This window comes from Rhizomicrobium sp., from assembly GCA_037200385.1.
Lineage (GTDB): Bacteria > Pseudomonadota > Alphaproteobacteria > Micropepsales > Micropepsaceae > Rhizomicrobium.
On record JBBCGL010000001.1, the window covers coordinates 4,440,019 to 4,457,545 of the forward strand.

15 protein-coding genes are annotated in these 17,527 nt (G+C 68.1%); 3 read left to right on the forward strand and 12 right to left on the reverse strand.

What is annotated here, in order from left to right:
* Positions 1 to 164: 164 nt before the first annotated feature.
* The 8 genes from WDM91_21385 to lptF form a co-directional block, all read right to left on the reverse strand.
* Positions 165 to 1,220 (reverse strand): alcohol dehydrogenase, encoded by a 1,056-nt coding sequence (locus WDM91_21385; protein ID MEI9997163.1) that lies wholly within the window; start codon positions 1,218 to 1,220, stop codon positions 165 to 167.
* A 66-nt stretch (positions 1,221 to 1,286) separates the two neighbouring features.
* Entirely contained in the window at positions 1,287 to 3,296 is a 2,010-nt protein-coding gene (locus tag WDM91_21390) for a phospholipase C, phosphocholine-specific (GenBank protein ID MEI9997164.1), read from the reverse strand.
* Positions 3,297 to 3,482: 186 nt separating this feature from the next.
* Positions 3,483 to 4,331, reverse strand: coding sequence for a 16S rRNA (adenine(1518)-N(6)/adenine(1519)-N(6))-dimethyltransferase RsmA (rsmA, locus tag WDM91_21395; GenBank protein ID MEI9997165.1), 849 nt, complete (start codon positions 4,329 to 4,331; stop codon positions 3,483 to 3,485).
* Positions 4,324 to 5,274: a 4-hydroxythreonine-4-phosphate dehydrogenase PdxA gene (gene pdxA / locus WDM91_21400; GenBank protein MEI9997166.1), complete on the reverse strand. Its 951-nt coding sequence runs from the start codon at positions 5,272 to 5,274 to the stop codon at positions 4,324 to 4,326. The genes rsmA and pdxA overlap by 8 nt, the downstream gene beginning before the upstream one ends.
* Positions 5,258 to 6,649 (reverse strand): peptidylprolyl isomerase, encoded by a 1,392-nt coding sequence (locus WDM91_21405; protein ID MEI9997167.1) that lies wholly within the window; start codon positions 6,647 to 6,649, stop codon positions 5,258 to 5,260. Before WDM91_21405 ends, pdxA begins: the two co-directional genes overlap by 17 nt.
* Before the next feature lie 187 nt (positions 6,650 to 6,836).
* Positions 6,837 to 9,005 (reverse strand): LPS assembly protein LptD, encoded by a 2,169-nt coding sequence (gene lptD, locus WDM91_21410; GenBank protein ID MEI9997168.1) that lies wholly within the window; start codon positions 9,003 to 9,005, stop codon positions 6,837 to 6,839.
* The gene (lptG, locus tag WDM91_21415; GenBank protein ID MEI9997169.1) at positions 9,002 to 10,093 is read right to left on the reverse strand and encodes an LPS export ABC transporter permease LptG; all 1,092 of its coding nucleotides are present in this window, start codon (positions 10,091 to 10,093) and stop codon (positions 9,002 to 9,004) included. Before lptG ends, lptD begins: the two co-directional genes overlap by 4 nt.
* On the reverse strand, positions 10,090 to 11,217 hold the full coding sequence (gene lptF / locus WDM91_21420) for an LPS export ABC transporter permease LptF (protein MEI9997170.1): 1,128 nt from the start codon (positions 11,215 to 11,217) through the stop codon (positions 10,090 to 10,092). Before lptF ends, lptG begins: the two co-directional genes overlap by 4 nt.
* 202 nt (positions 11,218 to 11,419) lie before the next feature.
* Between lptF and WDM91_21425 the strand changes: the two genes are divergently transcribed.
* Positions 11,420 to 12,919 carry a leucyl aminopeptidase gene (locus tag WDM91_21425; protein ID MEI9997171.1) on the forward strand — a complete coding sequence of 500 codons (1,500 nt, stop codon included), beginning with the start codon at positions 11,420 to 11,422 and terminating at the stop codon, positions 12,917 to 12,919.
* 121 nt (positions 12,920 to 13,040) lie between these two features.
* Complete coding sequence (locus WDM91_21430) at positions 13,041 to 13,499, forward strand: DNA polymerase III subunit chi (protein ID MEI9997172.1); 459 nt, start codon at positions 13,041 to 13,043, stop codon at positions 13,497 to 13,499.
* Between the two features lie 102 nt (positions 13,500 to 13,601).
* Here the strand turns inward: WDM91_21430 and WDM91_21435 are convergent, their stop codons facing one another.
* The 3 genes from WDM91_21435 to lpxD (WDM91_21445) all read right to left on the reverse strand — a co-directional run bounded on the left by WDM91_21435 (position 13,602) and on the right by lpxD (WDM91_21445) (position 16,049).
* Positions 13,602 to 13,784: a hypothetical protein gene (locus WDM91_21435; protein ID MEI9997173.1), complete on the reverse strand. Its 183-nt coding sequence runs from the start codon at positions 13,782 to 13,784 to the stop codon at positions 13,602 to 13,604.
* Positions 13,785 to 13,874: 90 nt separating this feature from the next.
* The gene (gene lpxD / locus WDM91_21440; protein MEI9997174.1) at positions 13,875 to 14,900 is read right to left on the reverse strand and encodes a UDP-3-O-(3-hydroxymyristoyl)glucosamine N-acyltransferase; all 1,026 of its coding nucleotides are present in this window, start codon (positions 14,898 to 14,900) and stop codon (positions 13,875 to 13,877) included.
* A gap of 126 nt (positions 14,901 to 15,026) precedes the next feature.
* Positions 15,027 to 16,049 (reverse strand): UDP-3-O-(3-hydroxymyristoyl)glucosamine N-acyltransferase, encoded by a 1,023-nt coding sequence (gene lpxD, locus WDM91_21445; protein ID MEI9997175.1) that lies wholly within the window; start codon positions 16,047 to 16,049, stop codon positions 15,027 to 15,029.
* 133 nt (positions 16,050 to 16,182) lie between these two features.
* Here lpxD (WDM91_21445) and WDM91_21450 point away from each other — a divergent pair, with 133 nt between their 5' ends.
* Positions 16,183 to 16,944, forward strand: a complete 762-nt coding sequence (locus WDM91_21450; protein ID MEI9997176.1) for a tetratricopeptide repeat protein — start codon at positions 16,183 to 16,185, stop codon at positions 16,942 to 16,944.
* 153 nt (positions 16,945 to 17,097) lie between these two features.
* Here WDM91_21450 and WDM91_21455 read toward each other — a convergent pair whose 3' ends face one another.
* Positions 17,098 to 17,520 (reverse strand): hypothetical protein, encoded by a 423-nt coding sequence (locus tag WDM91_21455; protein MEI9997177.1) that lies wholly within the window; start codon positions 17,518 to 17,520, stop codon positions 17,098 to 17,100.
* Positions 17,521 to 17,527 lie beyond the last annotated feature (7 nt).

Here is a 17,527-nt window from a genome sequence, read left to right on the forward strand (position 1 = left end):
GCGCGGCAGCGCAGCGAGGGAAGGGGACCCAGGTAGCGACACGGCTCCGGTCCCACGGAAATTATGCGGTCTTCTGTCGAGACCTTTCCCAACCCTACCACCTGGGTCCCCTTCCCAGCCATCGCGCTCAGGCGCGATGGCTGCCGGGGATGACAGGCGAGCTGTTACGGCGTCAGGACCACGCGGCCCGTGATCTTGCCTTCGCGCAGGTCGTCCAGCGTTTGGCTCGCCTGGTTCATCGGGCGCCTGGTATAGGGAATCGGGTCGACCTTGCCGGCGCGCACCAGCGCCATCATCTCGTGCGTCTCGGGCAGCGAGCCGGTCATCGAGCCGCCGATCGAGATCGTGCGGAACGGGAACATCGGCAGCGGCATCGACATCGCGCCGCCGAACAGGCCGACGATGATCACCTTGCCGCCGCGCCGCACCGACTGGCTGGCGAAGGCGAAGCTCTTCTCCGAGCCCACGAAGTCGATCACCGCATAGGCGCCGCCCTTGGTGTCGGCGACCAGTTTCTTGGCCGCGTCCGGCTCCTTGGTGTTGTAGACCGCCGAGGCGCCGGCCTTCTTCGCCGCTTCGAGACGGCCTTCGTCGATGTCCGCCGCGATAGGTCCCTTGCCGAACAGGGCGCGCGCGAACTGCACGCCCATCATGCCGACGCCGCCCACCCCCACCACCAGCACCTGGTCGTCGGGGCCGAGCGTGCCGACCTTCTTCATCGCCGCATAGCCGGTGAGGCCCGAGCACATGTAAGCCGCGCCCAGCGCCGGGTCGGTCTTGCCGTAGTCGATCAGGTATTTCTGGTCGGGCACGATCACATGGGTCGCGTAGCCGCCCGGGCAGCCATTGGAGCAGCCGAGCTGGCGCGGCCCGCCGATGCACAGATTCTCCTCGCCGCGCAGGCAGGACGGGCACTTGCCGCAGCCGATCCAGGGGAACGCCGCGAAGCGCTGGCCGACCGCGACGCCCGTCACGTCCGGCCCCACGGCGACGACCTCGCCTTCGATCTCATGGCCCAGCGTGTGCGGCAGCTTCATGTTCGCCATCGGCAGCTTGGCGCCGCCGCCCAGGTCGAAATAGCCGTCATGGATATGCACGTCGGAGTGGCAGACGCCGGCGTTGAGGACCTTGAGCAGGACCTCCTTGCCCGTGGGCACGGGCGTCGGAGTCTCGATTTCCTCGAGCGGCTTGCCGAATTCGGTGATGGCTTGGCTGCGCATGGCGCGTCTCCCTTGGACAGTTCTTGTTCTGACTTGTTGTCAGTGTGGCAGGCCGGGCGGGCAGCTTCAACCGCGGACTGGCGCACCGATCGCCGGATCGCTGCGGCTTGGCCGCCCGGTTTCGATATGGCCCGCGAAGTGCCGCAGGAATCCGCCGGGGACCTTCAGGGTCGCGACCAGGTCGTACCAGTGATCCGTCGCGGCGAGCGGCTGGCGGTGCTCGGCCGCCGCCCCTGCCGGCACGGAATAGGTGTGCGTCGCTCCGGCATGGCCGTCGCGCACCTCGAAGGCTGCCGCGACCTTGCCCGCATTGTGCAGGGTCAGGACCAGCGCCTGCTGCGCCGCGTCATAGCGCAGGTCGATCCGCGGCCCGCGGCCGCGGAAGCGGCGATAGAAGCCATTCGATCCGTGTACGGAAATATCGGGCTCGCCGCTCAGCGCCAGCGTCTGGCTCGCGGTCTTGCCGGCCTCCACCGAATAGAACCACGGCCCTTCGCCGGCCCGCGCCGAATAGGCGATGAAGCCGGCGCCTGCCGCGCCGCGGTTCTCGAAGCCGAGCGTCGCGCCGTCGAACGTCGCGTCGAAATCATAGGGCAGGGGTCGGGCCGGCCGCTGTCCCGGCTCCTGCCGCGGCAGCACGGCGCCCTGCGGCCGTTTCGCCGCCGGCAGCGCCGCCTGCGCGTCGGCCCGCGCCAGCGCCGCGTCGCCGCCGGCCACCGCCGGCCAGGCGCTCTGCTGCGTGAAATCGAACATCGAGGTGAGGTCGCCCGCCATGGCGCGCCGCCACGGGCTGATGTTCGGCTCCATCACGCCGAAGCGCGTTTCGAGGAAGCGGATGACCGAGGTGTGGTCGCTGAGCTGCGAATTGACGAAGCCGCCGCGGGTCCAGGGCGAGACCACGATCAGCGGCACGCGCGGCCCGAAGCCGACCGGCTCCCACAGATAGTTCTCGGCCTTGGTGTCCACCGTGCTGAGGCCGATCGACTCGTGGATCGCCGGCACCAGCGGCGGCACGTGATCGAAGAACCCGTCATTCTCGTCATAGTTCAGGATGAAGGCGGTCTTGGCCCAGACCTCGGGATTGGCCGCCAGCGCCTCCAGCAGCCGCGCGGTCAGCGACTCGCCATAGCCCGGCGTCGCCGTCGGATGCTCGCACAGGATATAGGGCGCGACGATCCACGACACCTGCGGCAGGCGGTCGGCCTGCACGTCGGCCGCGAAGGCCGCGACCAGATGCTCGCCGCGCGAGGTCTTGGCGTTCTGCGCATTCGAGCCCGCGGCCCAGCTCCGCCCCTTGCGCTGCAGCGCCGACGGCGCGCCGCGGAACGCGGTGAAATAGGCGAGCCCGTTGTCGCCGTAATTGTCGAACTCCTGGTAGACCCGCCAGTCGATCCCCGCCGCCTCGAGGCGCTCGGCATAGGTCGTCCAGCCATAGCTCTTGAAGCCCTTGGAGTCGTTGGCCGGATCGGCCGTCTCGTTCGCCTCGTCCGGCGGATTGACGATGACCTGGTTGCCGCTGTCGCCGACGCTCAGGCCGCTGGTGCCGCTGAACAGGAACAGCCGGTTGGGATTGGTCGGCCCGAAGATCGAGCAGTGATAGGCGTCGCAGATCGTGAAGGCGTCGGCGAGCGCGTGATAGAAGGGCAGGTCGGCGCGGGTGAAATGGCCCATCGTCATCTCGCCCTTCACCGGGATCCAGGCGTCGTGGTGCTGCCACAGCCGGTGCGCCTTCTTCCAGGAATGGTCGAGGCTCTGCAGGCCCTGCGCGAAGCTCGTCCTTGTGTCGAGATGGAACGGCGTCACCGTCTCGGCATCGCCTGGCGTCCGCGGCTGGAACCATACCGGCCTGCCGCCGGGCAAGGTGATGGCGCGCGGATCGGAGAATCCGCGCACCCCGCGCAGCGTCCCGAAATAGTGATCGAAGGAGCGGTTCTCCTGCATCAGGATGACGACATGCTCGACATCGCGGATCGTGCCGGTGCGCGGCGCGGCCGGCGCGGCGAGGACGCGCTGCAGCGCGGGCGGAAGGAGTGCCGCGGCGGCGGAGAGTTTGAGAAACGTGCGGCGGTCGGTCATTCAAACTCCACTGTCATCCCCGGCGAGCACCGCGCGCAAGCGCGGCGCGAGGGAAGGGGACCCAGGTATCTACACAAGTCGTATCTGGAAAATATGTCACTGAATCGCGAGAGCGGTCTTGGCCCAACCACCTGGGTCCCTTCCCTCGCACCGCTCCGCGGTGCTCGCCGGGGATGACAGCGAGCGTTAAACCGCAGCGGCTTGCGAAAACGCCCGCGCCAGCGCCGCGAACTCCGGTATCGACAGCTCCTCCGGCCGCGTGGTCGGCGCGATGCCGCAGGCCGCGATGCGTGCCTCGGCGTCGGGCGCCAGGGTCCTCAGGCTTTGCCGCAGCATCTTGCGCCGCTGGCCGAACGACGCCGCGGTGACGCGCTCGAGATCGCCCAGCCGCGCCGGTGCCACCGGCTCGGCCAAAGGCTCCAGCCTGACGATGCTGGACGTGACATTGGGCGGCGGCACGAAGGCGCTGCGCGAGACGTCGAACAGGATCTTCGCCGTGCTGCGCCACTGCGCCAGCACCGACAGGCGGCCGTAATGCTCGGTCGCCGGCCTGGCGACGATGCGCTCGGCGACTTCGCGCTGGAACATCAGCGTCAGGCTCGACCAGAAGGGCGGCCAGGTCTTCGCGGTCAGCCACTTCACCAGCAGCGCGGTGCCGATATTGTAGGGCAGGTTGGCCGCGATGCGGACCGGTTCGCCCGCGAACAGGCCCGCTTCGTCGATCTCCAGCGCATCGGCGGAGACGATCTCGAGCCGGCCGGGATAGGCCGCCGCGATCTGCGCCAGCGCCGGCAGGCAGCGCGTATCGCGCTCGACCGCGACCACCCGTGCCGCGCCCTCCGCGAGCAGGGCCCGGGTCAGCCCGCCGGGCCCCGGCCCCACCTCGTAGAACGTCCCGCCGGCAGCAGCGCCCGCCGCGCGCGCGATGCGGCCCGTGAGATTGAGATCGAGCAGGAAATTCTGCCCCAGCGATTTCTTCGCCTGCAGATCGTGCGCCGCGATCACCTCGCGCAGCGGCGGCAGCGCGTCAGCCACGGGCGCGCGCGTCCGCCATTGCCGCCGCCATCTTGATCGCCGCGATCATGCTGCGCGTGTCCGCCTTGCCGGTGCCGGCGATGTCGAACGCCGTGCCGTGATCCGGCGAGGTCCGTACGATGGGCAGTCCCAGCGTCACGTTCACCCCGTCCCAGAAGGACAGGGTCTTGATCGGGATCAGCGCCTGGTCGTGATACATGCACAGCGCCGCGTCGTAGCGCGCCCGGGCTTCGGCGTGGAACAGCGTGTCGGCCGGCAGCGGTCCGCGCACGTCGTGCCCGCGCGCCAGAAGCGCCGCGACCGCCGGCGCGATCGCCGCGCCGTCCTCGCCGCCCAGCACGCCGTCCTCGCCCGCATGCGGATTGAGCCCGGCCACGGCGAGCCGCGGCGCCGCGATGCCGAAATCGCGCTTGAGCGCCGCCAGCACGATCTCACCCGTCTCGACGATGGCCGCCGCGGTGATCGCGCCGGGCACCTGCGCCAGCGGCATGTGCACCGTCAGCGGCACGACGCGCAGCACGTCGCTCGCCAGCATCATCACCGCGCGCGGACTGCCGGTGAGCGCGGCGAGGAATTCGGTATGACCGGGGTGCGGGAAGCCGGCCTGCGCCAGCACCGCCTTGTTGATCGGCGCCGTCACGACCGCGGCCGCTTCGCCGCGCTGTGCCTGTGCGACGGCGAGCTCGATCGCCGCGATCACCGCGGCGGCGTTGGCGCCGTCCGGCTTGCCCGGCACGCGCGACGCCTTCGCGGTCGTGGCGAGGACGTCGCCGGCGAAGCCCACGCTGCGGAAGACTTCCGGATCGCCGGTCAGGCGCAGCGCATGCCCGCCGATCCGGCCGCCCAGCGCCGCGAAGGCCGCGACCGCAACCTCCGGCCCGATGCCGGCCGGTTCGCCCATCGTGATGAGGATCGGTGCGTCCGCGTTACTTGACTTCGACATTGGCGTTGCGCCGCAGGTCGCGCAGATAGCGCCGCGACAGCATGGTGATCTGCTGGTCGAACAGGCTCTCTTCGACCTGCTGGCGGTTCGGCGCCGGCCACACGGTGCGGGTCGGCGCCCGCTTGTCGCAGCGGACCATCATCTCGACGCCGGCCGGCGAGGTGAAGGGCGGCGTCGCCTCGCCCGGGCCCGCCTTGTTGATCGCGGCCTGGATGTCGGGGCTGAGGTCGCTGATCTTCAGGCCCATCTTGGCGAGGTCCTGGTAGACGAGGCCGTGCACCTGCTCGGCGATCTTCGGCAGCATGTCGCAGCCATTGACGTGCTCGCGGATCTGGGTCGCGATCTTCATCACGTTCTCCATCAGCGCCTTGGGCGGATTGGCCCCCACCGGCAGCAGCAGGCGCGCCACGGTCAAGGGGCCGGTCGGCTTGAGCGAGGCCGGATCGGGCAGCTTGGTGCCGAGGCCTTCCTGCCGCTCGCGCAGGCCGAGGATGTAATAGCCGCCGGTCGAGCGGATCGGATCGGAGACCTGTCCGGGCTCCATCTTCATCAGCGCGGCGTCGAGCTCGGCCGGAAGCTGGCCCTGGTGCACCCAGCCCATGTCGCCGCCGGAGGCCGCGGTCGGGCTCTGGCTGAACTGGCGCGCCACGGTCTGGAACTGCGCCCCCGAGTTGAGCTGCGCGCGGACGTCCTGCGCGTCCTTCAGCACCTTGGCGTCGACGTCGGGATTGTCGACGCCGAGGAAGATGACGGAGACGAGGAAATGCGGCTTGTCGGCGCCCTCGTTCTGGCGCGCCATCTCGGCGTCGATGTCGGCCGGCGTGATGTTGATGCGATCCTGGAATTCGTCCTGCACCGCCTTCTGCCAGGCGATCTGCACCGCGATCTGCGCCCGCAGCGTCGCCATGTCGACGCCCGTCTTCTTGAGCAGGTCGGCGAGCTGGTCCTTGGTCATGTGGTTGTCGCCGGTGATGCGCTCGATCGACTTGTCCACGTCGGTCGGCGACACGGTGATGTTCTTGCGCCGCGCTTCCTGGATCTGAAGCTGCTCGGTCTCGAGCTGCTTGAGCACCTGGTCGCGCAGGCGGCTCATCACGTCCGGCGTGGCCTGGATGCCGGAGGTCGAGACGAACAGCAGGATGCGCTGGTGCAGGTCGTATTCGGTGATGATCGCGTCGTTGACGATCGCGGCGACGCCGTCGGCCCGCCCGGTGTCGGATTGCAGGACCGCGCCCGGCGGCGGGTTGGCCGCGGGCGTCGTGCCGTCGGGAGGCGTCGTGGCCGCCGGCGTGGTGGCCGGTTGCGTCCCGGGCGGCGGTCCGGAGGGTCCCGACAGCGCCTGGCCGAGCGACGGTGCCGCCGCGGCGAGCGCCATCAGGCCTCCAAGAATTGCGAATTGCAGATGTCTTTTGGACAACGGTCGGACCTTCGGCAGCAATCTCAATGGTTTACGCGCTCGCCCCCGAACCGGCGGGGAGAATACGGAAAAATTCCCCAAGCGCAATCCGCCAAGCCGAACGGACGACCGGTTTGGCGGCAGGACGGCGGAACCTCGCAAAAAGTCACGGCCGCGAAAAGACGTCTTGTGGGAACAAGCTAAACGGCGCGATCGGCTGATCCCCGGTTTTCAGCTGGAAGCGCAAGATGAACGAGGTCGAGGGCGGCACGTCGCGGTCGGTGGTGAATTTGCGGCGATAGGCGATGGAGACGCCCAGGCACTCGTCCTCATAGCCCAGGCCCAGCTCCGTATCGAGCATCTGGCCCGCCAGCAGGTCGCGCCTTATGGCGCCGAAGGCCTGCCAGTTCTGGTAGAAATTGACGTCCGCCTGGGCATTGATTTCCTCGCGCTCGCCGAGGCCCAGGGTCTGGAGTTCCGCCGGCAGCTGCACATAGCTGATCTGGAGCGAGGTGCGCCCGAATTCTCCGGTCAGGTAAACCTCGTGGCGCCGGACCGTGCCGTTGTCGCGGTCGATATCGATCCGGTCGGTCAGGTCGATATAGGGCAGGAATTTGATGCTCACCCGCCCCACGATGTCCGATGCAGTGCCGTGCTCGCCGGAATCGGGTCCGAAGATCGGATCGGGCTTGAGGCGATAAGTCTGGCCCAGCACCGCATCGACGGAGCCCGAGGGGAACACCGCGCGGGCATGGATTCCGATATTGGCGCGCGGTCCGCTCTCCACGAGATCGTAGCCGGGCATCTGGTCGAAGCTCAGCACGTTGTTGTCGTCGAGTTCGAACGCAGCGCTGTCCTCGTTGGGGATGCCGGCCGGATTGCCGCCATAGGGCTGCAGGATGGCCTGCACGATGGGCTCGACGATGAAGGCGCGGCCCTGGCCGGTGGAGGAAATGAACGGCCAGCGCCAGTCGAGCGCGGCGTAGGGCACGCCCCGGCTGATGAACTGGTCGCCGGTGCCGGGCGTGAGCGAGTCGCTCACATGATAGACGTCGCCGCGCGCATCCAGCTGCAGGGTCAGGAGCTGGCCGCCGGGCAGGACGGTCGGCCAGCGCATCCGCATCTCGGCCGTCGCGCGCTGATCGTCCTCGCCGATGTCGCGGTTGAGCGCGACGGTGTCGAGGTCGAAGCGGAACTGTCCGCCCAGCAGCTTGTCGGTCGGGATGTAGTTGTACTCGATCAGCGGCAGCGCAAAGGGGATGACGCCGGCGCTGTCCGTCGCGCGTAGGCCCTGGAAGAAGTAGCCGGTCACCGCGAAACGCGAGCGCCCGCCGGTGTCCTCGACGAACAGGTCGCTCACCAGCCGGTCGAGCTGCGAGACGTCGTAACGCTTCAGATAGGTGTCGTTGCTGGTGAGCTGCAGGTCGTAGCCGGTGCGCCAGCCGTCCGAGATCGGGATGCGGCCCGAGCCGAACAGGCTCGAATAGAACTGGCCCTGCTGCCCGCTGAGGCCGCCGTCCGGATTGTAGGCGATCGAGCCCTGCAGCCACATGCCGCCGTCGTTCCAGCGCTGGCGGTATTCGCCGGCCAGCACCTCGCCGCCGCGCGTCGACACCGTCGGCGTGATCGTCGCGTCGCTCGACGGCGTCAACGCGATATAGACCGGGACCTTCGCGAAATAGCCGATATTGGTCGAGTTGCCCACGTCGGGCGTGAGGATGCCGCTGGCATAGCGCACCGTCGGATCGGGCTCGCGCAGATAAGGCGAGTAGAACACCGGCACGTCGAAGAACTCGATCGCCGCGTCGTGGAACACGATGAGATGCTTGATCTGGTCGTAGACGACATGCGCCGCGCGCACCTTCCACACCGGCGTGCGCTGGCCGGGCTGGTTGCAGATCTTGCAAGGGGTATAGGCGGCGTCGAACGCCTCGACGAAACGGCCCTGGCTGCGCGTCGCGTTCGTCGCGACCATCCGGCCGTTCTTGCCGATCAGCGCCGCAAAGCCCTTGAGCGCGCCGTCGCGCATCTTGTCGGTCAGGGTGACGTACTGGCCGAAGGCGACGTTGCCGCGTTCGTCGGTCAGGCTCACATGGCCGCTCGCGACCATCTTGTCGTGCACTTCGTCATAGGCCACCTGGTCGGCCAGCAGCACGCGGCCGTCGCTGTCGATCTCGACATGGCCGCGCGCCGTGACGATATGGGCGTCGACGTCGTAGTCGAGCTCGTCGGCCTGCAGCAGCACGTCGCCCCTGATGGCGAGCGGCGCTGCGGCCTGCGCCGCCAGCGGCAGCCCGAAGGCGGTGGCGAGGGCGAGGACGCGGAACGCTCTCATCCGTCCTCCTGGTTGAAGACGAGGGTCATGCCGATCAGGATCGCGGCCGAGGCCGGCGCCGTCGCCGCCAGCGCGATGGGCAGGATGCCGCTCTGCCCCAGGGCGCGGGCGAACTCGCTGAAGAAATAGATTCCGAAGCCCGCCAGGGCGCTGATCAACACCACGCGCATCAGCCCGCCGCTGCGTCCGACGCGCACCGAGAAGCTCGCGGCCATGAACACCATGGCCGCGAACAGCGCGGGCAGGGCGAGCAGGGTGTAGAAATAGAGCTCATAGCGCACCGCGGAGAAGCCGGCGGTCTGCGCCGCATGGATGAAGCTCGGCAACTGCCAGAACGACAGCGTGTAGGGCGGCGCGAAGCTCTCCTGGATCTGCACCGGGGTCAGCGTCGTGGGCAGGTCGTAGCTGCGGTGATAGACCGGACTGCCCTCCGCCCCGCTCACCCAGGCGTCGCTGAGCTTCCACACGCCCGATTGCAGCTCGGCCGATTTCGCGTCGACCCGTCCCTTGAAATGGTCCTGCCCGCGATAGACGAACACCAGGACGTTCTCGAGATGGACGCCTTGGTTGGTCACGCGCAGCGCGTGGATCACCGATTGCTGGTTCTCGTCGCCCTGGCGCATGTAGAGGCCGTTGGGCGAGATGGAGAGCTGCGACGCCTCGCCCTTGATGTACTTCGCCTCCAGCGCCGCGAACTGCGCCAGCATGCGCGAGGACAGCGGCGTGACCAGCAGCACCACGATGAAGCCCAGACCCGCCGCCACCGCCAGCGGCGGCGCCAGGAAATCCCAGGCCGACATGCCGGCGGCGCGGATCGCGACCAGCTCCTGGTTGCGCGACAGCCGCGCGAAGGCGAACACCCCGCCCAGCAGGACCGCGAAGGGCATCATCTTCTGTCCGAGGTCGGGAAGCTGCAGCACCGCCATCGCGATCACCACCAGCGTGGGCACGCCGCGTCCGCCCGTGCGGTTGGTGAGGTCCACGATGTCGATCGAGAAGGCGAGGATCAGCAAGGTGCCGTAGACGATCCCGATCCCGATCAGGAACTGGATGGCGAGATAGCGGTAGAGCGTCCAGGACCAGCTCATGTCGCCGCTTCCAGCGGCGCCGGGCGGCGCAGCCACGCCATCGGGTCGGCGCCCATGAGATTGGCGAGCGCCAGCGCGCTGCCGAGCAGCGGGATCGCATAGAACAGCACGTTCAGCGACGGATCGCGCGCCGCCAGGCCCTGCACGCCATAGCCTGCGATGCGCACCGCCGCGACCGCGACGATGGCGAAGGTGAGGCGCAGCGCATTGGCGCCGCGCGCGCGGCTGCCGCGCAGGATCGCGGCCAGCGCGATCAGCGCGAAGGCGATGCAGTAGAGCGGCTGCGACAGCCGGTTGTGCCCCTCGGCGATATAGGCGTTGCGCACCTTGGGCGACAGGCCGGGATCGGGATGGAAGAGCTCGGAGAGATAACGCTCCGAGGTGGCGCGGTCGGTGGCCCGCGCCGGTCCCGCGAACTGGTCGAGGTCGAAGACGTAGCGCTGGAATTTCAGGACCGAGAGCTGCGCCCCGCCATTGCTGCTCGCCTCGATCGTGCCGTCGACCATGATGAGTCGCGCGCCGCCCGCGGTCTGCACCAGCTGGCCGCTCTCGGCGAGATAGGTGATGGCGTGCATCGGGTTGCGGTTGTCGTGCACGAACACGCCGCGGATCGTGCCGTCGGAATTGAGCTCGCGGATGAACACCGTGAGCCCGGTCGCCGGGGTGTTGAACTCGCCCTCGTTGAGCAGCGCGGTGCCGATGTCGGCGCGGATGTCGACCACCTTGTCCTTCATCGCCCGCTGTCCCGCCGGCATGAGATAGAGGCCGCAGGCATAGGTCAGCGCCATGACGATCGCGGCCGAGATGAACACCGGCACCGCGATCTGCGCCCGGCTGAAGCCCGCCGCCGCCATCACCACCAGCTCGCTGTCGGTGTTGAGCTTGGAGAGCGCGAACAGCGTGCCGGCGAAGAACGCGATCGGCAGGATGATGACCAGCAGGCTCGGCAGCACCAGCAAGGTGAGATAGAGGAACGTCGGCGCCGACTGGCCGCGGTTAATCACCAGGTCGAGCAGGCGCAACGACTGCGACAGCCAGATCACGGCCGTCAGCAGGAAGGCGAACAATGCCGTCGGCCCGACAAGCTGGCCCAGCAGGTAGAGCGACAGTCGCGGCAGTTTCACGCTTCCAGCCGTTCCAAGCGCCGGGCCGGCACGATCGCGTGCAAGCCCTTTCGCCCCTTCCTAGATTCGCCCTAAACTAGCATTCTCGCATGGCGGTCCGGCAACCCGGCCCAGGCCAGCGCCTGCCTCGCATACGGGCTGAATACCCCTTAAAGACACGTCAGCGCCAGACCGAATCCCCGAAGAATCCAGGAGAAATTTCATGCAGTTGTCTTTTGCCGCGCCCCAAAACGTCGCGTCGGGCGCCTGGGTTGTCGGCGCGTCCGATGGCAGCGTCCTGACGCCGGCCGCCCAGAAGGCCGACAAGGCGTCCGGCGGCGCCCTGACGCGCGGCCTCAAATTCAGCAAATTCACCGGCAAATCCGGCCAGGTGCTCGAAATCCTCGCGCCCGCCGGCCTGTCGGTCTCGCGCATCGTCCTCGCGGGCCTCGGCAAGCCGGGCGATTTCGACGGCAATGCCGCCGAAGTGCTCAGCGCCACGATCAACGGCCGCCTGAACGGCTCCGGCGACACCGCCGTGACCTATGAGATCGACGTGCCCAAGGGCGGCAAGCTCAAGCCCGGCGAGCTCGCGGCGCATCTGGCGCTCGGCGCCCGCCTCAAGAGCTACACCTTCAACCATTACCGCACCAAGAACCTCGACGAATACGAGCAGCGTCTGCGGCGGGTGACCATCGCGACGCCGGACGCGGCGGGCGCCAGGAAGACGTGGGCCGGGCTCGAAGCCATTGCCGACGGCATGTTCTTCGCCCGCGATCTCGTGAACGAGCCGCCGAACGTCCTCTACCCCGCCGAATTCGCGCGCCGCGTGAAGGCGACGCTGGGCAAGCTCGGCGTCAAGGTCGAGATCCTCGGCGAAGCCCAGATGGCCAAGCTCGGCATGGGCTCCCTGCTGGGCGTCGGCCAGGGCAGCGAGCGCGAAAGCCAGATCGTCGTCCTGCAGTGGAACGGCGGCCGGAAGAAGGACGCGCCGGTCGCGTTCGTCGGCAAGGGCGTGTGCTTCGACTCCGGCGGGCTCTCGCTCAAATCGGGCGCCGGGATGATGGGCATGAAGGGCGACATGGGCGGCGCCGCCGCCGTGGTCGGCACGCTGCAGGCGCTGGCGACGCGCAAGGCGCGGGTCAACGCGGTCGGCGTGATCGGCCTGGTCGAGAACATGCCGGACGGCAAGGCACAGCGTCCCGACGACGTGGTCAAGTCGATGTCGGGCCAGACCATCGAGGTGCTCAACACCGATGCCGAAGGCCGCCTCGTGCTGGCCGATGCGCTGACCTACACCCAGCGCACCTTCAAGCCGCGCTTCGTCGTCGACCTCGCCACCCTGACCGGCGCGATCATCATGGCGCTGGGGCCGGAACATGCCGGCCTGTTCTCCAACGACGACAAGCTCGCCGACCGCATCGTCGCCGCCGGCAAGGCGGTGGGCGAGCCGGTGTGGCGCCTGCCGATGGGTCCGGCCTATGACAAGCTGCTGCGCTCCAAGATCGCCGACATGAAGAACATCGGCGGCCCCAATGCGGGCGCGATCACCGCGGCGCAATTCCTCCAGCGCTTCGTCGAGGACAAGCGTCCCTGGGCGCATCTCGACATGGCCGGCGTCGCCTTCCAGGACGGCGAATCCCGCTCGCTGGCGCCGGGCTGGGGCACCGGCTGGGGCGTGCGGATCCTCAATGCGCTGGTCGCGGAGAATTATGAGGACTAGAGCTGCCGAAAAATCGCGAAGCGATTTTCCGGGTGATGGGCTCTTTCCGTCTGCACCAGCCCCCACCCGGAAATGCGCCGCATTTCCGACCTTCCCGCGAGGGGGAGGTGAATAGAACGCGATGACCGAGACCCTCTTCTACCATCTCGAGCGCCGTGCTCTCGACGACGTGCTGCCCGGCCTGATCGAGAAGACGCTGGAGCGCGGCTGGCGCGCGGTGATCCGCGCCGAATCCTCCGAACGCGCCGACGCGATCGACACCCTGCTGTGGACCTACAACGACCAGACCTTCCTCGCGCACGCGCAGTCGGGTGACGGCGATCCCCGCCGCCAGCCCGTCCTGATCACGGTCGAGGACGAGAACCCGTCCGGCGCGAACGTGCTCTTCCTCGTCGGAGGCGCCACGCCGGATTCATGGGACGCGGTGAACGATCTCACCCGGATCGTGATGATGTTCGACGGCCGCGACGCCCAGGCCCTCGGCAAGGCCCGCACCGCCTGGAAGGACGCGAAGGCGGCGGGCCATGCGGTGACCTACTGGAAGGAATCCGAAAGCGGAAAGTTCGAGAAGCAGGAATGAATGGCTGCCATCCTCGGGAAAACTCAGGACGAAAGCCGAGAGCTTTGTCCTAGGGTGAAAACCAAAATTCCGGTCTCGTCCTGAGCTTGTCGAAGGATCCTGTCAGTGGCGGGACGCTCCATCGGGCCCCAGAGCGAGCAGCATGCTCGCATGGCGCTCCAGATCCTCCGCGCCGCGCAGGAGCTTTTCCACGAAACCCGGCATGGTGGTGCGCGTCGCATCCACCCGCATATGCGCCGCGAGGCTGCGGCACTTGTCTGCCTCGTCTGTGGCTGAGTGTTCCATGGATTGACAACGGGCCGGTCGCACCGCGCGTTCCACTAACGCGCGTTAACGCTTGGGGTCATACCGCGGCACCGGCGCGAAACGGCGCGGTTACTCGTCCTTTTTGTGCTCTGCCAGTTTCTTGAGCACGTTTACCTGGCGGTGCCATTGGCGCACCGGCACCGCCGGATAGCCACCCACCGTCTCGCCCGGCGCCACGTCGCGCGTGACGCCCGAGCCCGCGGCCAGCCGCGCCCCCGCGCCGATGTTCAGGTGATCCGAGATGCCGACCTGGCCGCCGATCATCACGCCGGGACCGATCGTGGTCGAGCCGGCGATGCCGACCTGCGCCACCACGATGCAGTGATGCCCGACGCGCACATTGTGCCCGACATGGATCAGCGCGTCGAAGCGGGCGCCGCGCTCGATCACCGTGTCGCCGATCGCGCCGCGGTCGACCGTACAGTTGGAGCCGAACTCCACGTCGTCCTCGATCAGCACGCGGCCGAGCTGCGGCACCCGCAGCAGGCCTTTGCTGCTCGGCACGAAGCTGAACCCGGCATTGCCGATCGAGCAGTTCGGCCCGAAGGTCACGCGGCTGCCGACGATCGCATGGCTGATCACGGTGTTGGGGCCGATGACGCAATGGTCGCCGAGCGTGACGCCCGCGCCGATCACGACATTGCGGCCGATGGCGCAATGGGCACCGACCTTGGCATGCGCCCCGATCTCGCCCCCCGGCCCGATCTGCGTGCCGGCGCCCACCCGCGCGGTCTCGTGCACCGGCAGATCGGCGCGCAGCCCTTCGGCCAGCGGCGGCGGCGGATAGAACAGGTGCCCGACCTGCGCGAAGGCGAGGCGCGGATTGTGCGACAGCAGCAGCCAGGTGCCGTTGTGCTCATGGGCGCTGAGCTTGTGGTTGGTGATCACCACCCGCGCCCGCGTCGCCGCGAAGGCGGCGGCGAACTTGGCGTCGCTGAAGATGGAGATGTCGCTGTCGTTCGCGCCGTCGAGCGCCGCGACGTCGTGGATCGGAAAGGCGGCATCCGCCTCATTGCCCAGTTCGGCGCCGACATGGGCTGCAATCTCGCCGAGCGGAAAGGGTCCGGCACGCTGGAAAAATCGATCGTCCGTCATGCTCGTTCCGGGTTCGCCTGTCCTTGCTGGGCGGAATCCCCCCTATGGTCCGCCGACAGGCGGACAAAGCCATGATTTTCCCCGCGCCGCAAGAACGGGCGGCGGCAACCGTACCAAGAGATCGCGTTAAGGTTTTTTCCGGCTCGCGAGGTTCTTGAGCGCGATCGTCTGGCGGTGCCATTCGCGCACCGGCATGGCGGGATAGCCGCCCACCGTCTCGCCCGCCGCCACGTCCTTGGTGACGCCGGCCTTCGCCGCGAGCCGCGCCCCGGCGCCGATGGTGAGATGGTCGCTGACCCCGACCTGGCCGCCCATCATCACGAACGGCCCGATGACGCTCGACCCCGCGATGCCGACCTGGCCGGCGATCAGGCAGTGATGCCCGATCTTCACGTTGTGGGCGATGTGCACCAGGTTGTCGAACATCGTGCCGGTGCCGATCACCGTGTCGCCGATGGCGCCCCGGTCGATCGCGCAATTGGCGCCGAACTCGACGTCGTCCTCGATCACCACGCGGCCGAGCTGCGGCACGCGCAAGAGGCCCTTGCCGCTGGGCACGAAGCTGAAGCCGGCGCTGCCGATGGTGACGTTGGGCGCGAAGGTGACGCGGTTGCCGATCACGGCATAGTTGATGACGCAGTTCGCGCCGACCACGCAATCGTCGCCCAGCGTCACGCCATGGCCGATCACCGCATTGGGCCCGATCAGGCAGCGCGCCCCGATCCGCGCCTGCGCGCCGATCACGGCACCGGCGCTGATCTGGGTTCCGGTGCCGACCGTGGCGGTGTGGTGGACAGGGGTGAGCGGCTGCACGCCCGCGACCAGCGTATCCGGCGGATAGAACATGTGCCCGACCTGGGCGAAGGCGAGGCGCGGATTGGGCGCGAACAGCAGCCAGGTGCCGTTGTGCTCGTGGACGCCCAGCTTGTGGTCGGTGATCACCACACTTGCGCCGGTATGGGCGAAGGCGGTCGAGAATTTCGCGTCGCTGAAGACGCTGATGTCGCCGGGTGCGCCGGTCTCCAGCGAAGCGACGTCGCGGACCGCAAAATCCGAACTGGATCGATTGCACAGCTCGGCGCCGATATGGGCCGCGATCTCGCCAAGCGCGAACGGCCCCGCGCGGCGGAAAAATCGGTCGTCTGTCATAACCGCCTTCTATAGGGATTGCGGGGGCTTAGCAAAAAGCGATCGGCCACATCCTTACCGCCGCGGGGCGGTGGGCTTGAGATCGCGCGACTCTTGGGCCATCTGATGGTTCCATCGCAGCCCGGAGCCGCTTTTGCTGAACCCGCTCGCCTATCTCGAAAGCCCCGCGGGGCTGGTCTACCTCCTGATCATCGGCGGTTGCATCGTGCATGCTGTGCGCACCGGCAACGTCTTCCCATGGGTCTACATCATCATTTTCCTGCCCGCGATCGGCAGCCTGATCTACCTGGCGGCCGTCATCGGGCCGTCGCTTTTTCGCAGCCGTGCCGCCGCCCAGCTCGGCGCAAACATGCGGCAGATGGCCGATCCGAACCGCAACTTCCGCGAGGCGCATCGTGCCGTGGAGATGGTGGGGTCCGTCGACGCCAAGCGCGCCCTGGCCGAGGAATATGTGTCCCGCGGCAACTATGCCGGCGCGGTCGAGATCTATCGCGAGGCGGCGCAGGGCCAGTTCGCGGACGATCCGGCCCTGCTGCTCGGCCTGGCGCGGGCGCAATTCCTGAACGGCGATCCCGCCGGGGCGCAGCACAGCCTCGACCGGTTGCAGGCCGCCGATCCCAAATTCGCCTCGGCCGAGGCGCACCTGCTCTATGCCCGCGCGCTCGAGGCGCAGGGCAAGACCGACGAAGCGCTCGCCGAATATCGCCGCCTGGTGACTTACTATCCGGGCGAGGAGGCGCGTGCGCGTTTCGCCCTGCTGCTGGAGAAGACCGGCGCCCGGGACGAGGCCGTGACGGTTTATCGCCAGATCCTCAAGCTCCTCGACGGCGCCCCCGCGCGCTACCGCAAGGCGCAGAAGGAATGGGGCGACATCGCCCGCCGCGGCGCGCGGTGAGCCCACCGCTTCACCTCCCCCTTGCGAGGGTCGCTAGCGACAGCGTGGCGACGCTCTCAAGGGGGAGGCGAAACGCCGACGCGATCGCGGTTTCGTCCTCTACGGCCGGCAAGAAATCTCGCACACCGAGCCCGCGCACGCGCCGCGCGTGGCTTACCAGGCTTGCGGGTTGCGCGGGTCCTTCGCGACGTTGATGGGACACATGAACGGTCCCTCGTCGCCGTTCGCGCGCAGCATGCGGAACGACCAATCCGACACCTTGTGGTAGCGGATACCGGCATAGGGTCCGTCCACCATGCTCAGCGTATGCCCATCGAAGCGGAAATGGCCGGTCTTTCCGCCGCGACTGAGATACAGGTCCGGACCCAGGACCGAGAATTTCCCGCCCGCGTCGAGCTGCGTTCCGACGCTGCGGATGCCTTCCCAGCTGTCCGGGCTGCGGCCGCCCGCCTTGGAGGGGCCGAAACAGTCATAGACGCCGTGCGGAACGCTCCGTCCCGCCGCTTGCGCCAGAGCGCCGGCACTCGGAAAAATGACGCTCGTCAAAAAAGCCAGTGCCAGCATCGCGCGCGTCATGAAGGTT

What these genes read in the sequence shown, in the direction of transcription:
- WDM91_21435 (MEI9997173.1), bottom strand. Translation starts at nt 13,784, where the DNA reads ATGGAACACTCAGCCACAGACGAGGCAGACAAGTGCCGCAGCCTCGCG.
- WDM91_21455 (MEI9997177.1), bottom strand. Translation starts at nt 17,520, where the DNA reads ATGACGCGCGCGATGCTGGCACTGGCTTTTTTGACGAGCGTCATTTTT.
- WDM91_21430 (MEI9997172.1), top strand. Translation starts at nt 13,041, where the DNA reads ATGACCGAGACCCTCTTCTACCATCTCGAGCGCCGTGCTCTCGACGAC.
- WDM91_21425 (MEI9997171.1), top strand. Translation starts at nt 11,420, where the DNA reads ATGCAGTTGTCTTTTGCCGCGCCCCAAAACGTCGCGTCGGGCGCCTGG.
- lpxD (MEI9997174.1), bottom strand. Translation starts at nt 14,900, where the DNA reads ATGACGGACGATCGATTTTTCCAGCGTGCCGGACCCTTTCCGCTCGGC.
- lptD (MEI9997168.1), bottom strand. Translation starts at nt 9,005, where the DNA reads ATGAGAGCGTTCCGCGTCCTCGCCCTCGCCACCGCCTTCGGGCTGCCG.
- lptG (MEI9997169.1), bottom strand. Translation starts at nt 10,093, where the DNA reads ATGAGCTGGTCCTGGACGCTCTACCGCTATCTCGCCATCCAGTTCCTG.
- WDM91_21405 (MEI9997167.1), bottom strand. Translation starts at nt 6,649, where the DNA reads ATGGCGCTCGCCGCGGCGGCACCGTCGCTCGGCCAGGCGCTGTCGGGA.
- WDM91_21385 (MEI9997163.1), bottom strand. Translation starts at nt 1,220, where the DNA reads ATGCGCAGCCAAGCCATCACCGAATTCGGCAAGCCGCTCGAGGAAATC.
- WDM91_21390 (MEI9997164.1), bottom strand. Translation starts at nt 3,296, where the DNA reads ATGACCGACCGCCGCACGTTTCTCAAACTCTCCGCCGCCGCGGCACTC.
- pdxA (MEI9997166.1), bottom strand. Translation starts at nt 5,274, where the DNA reads ATGTCGAAGTCAAGTAACGCGGACGCACCGATCCTCATCACGATGGGC.
- lpxD (MEI9997175.1), bottom strand. Translation starts at nt 16,049, where the DNA reads ATGACAGACGACCGATTTTTCCGCCGCGCGGGGCCGTTCGCGCTTGGC.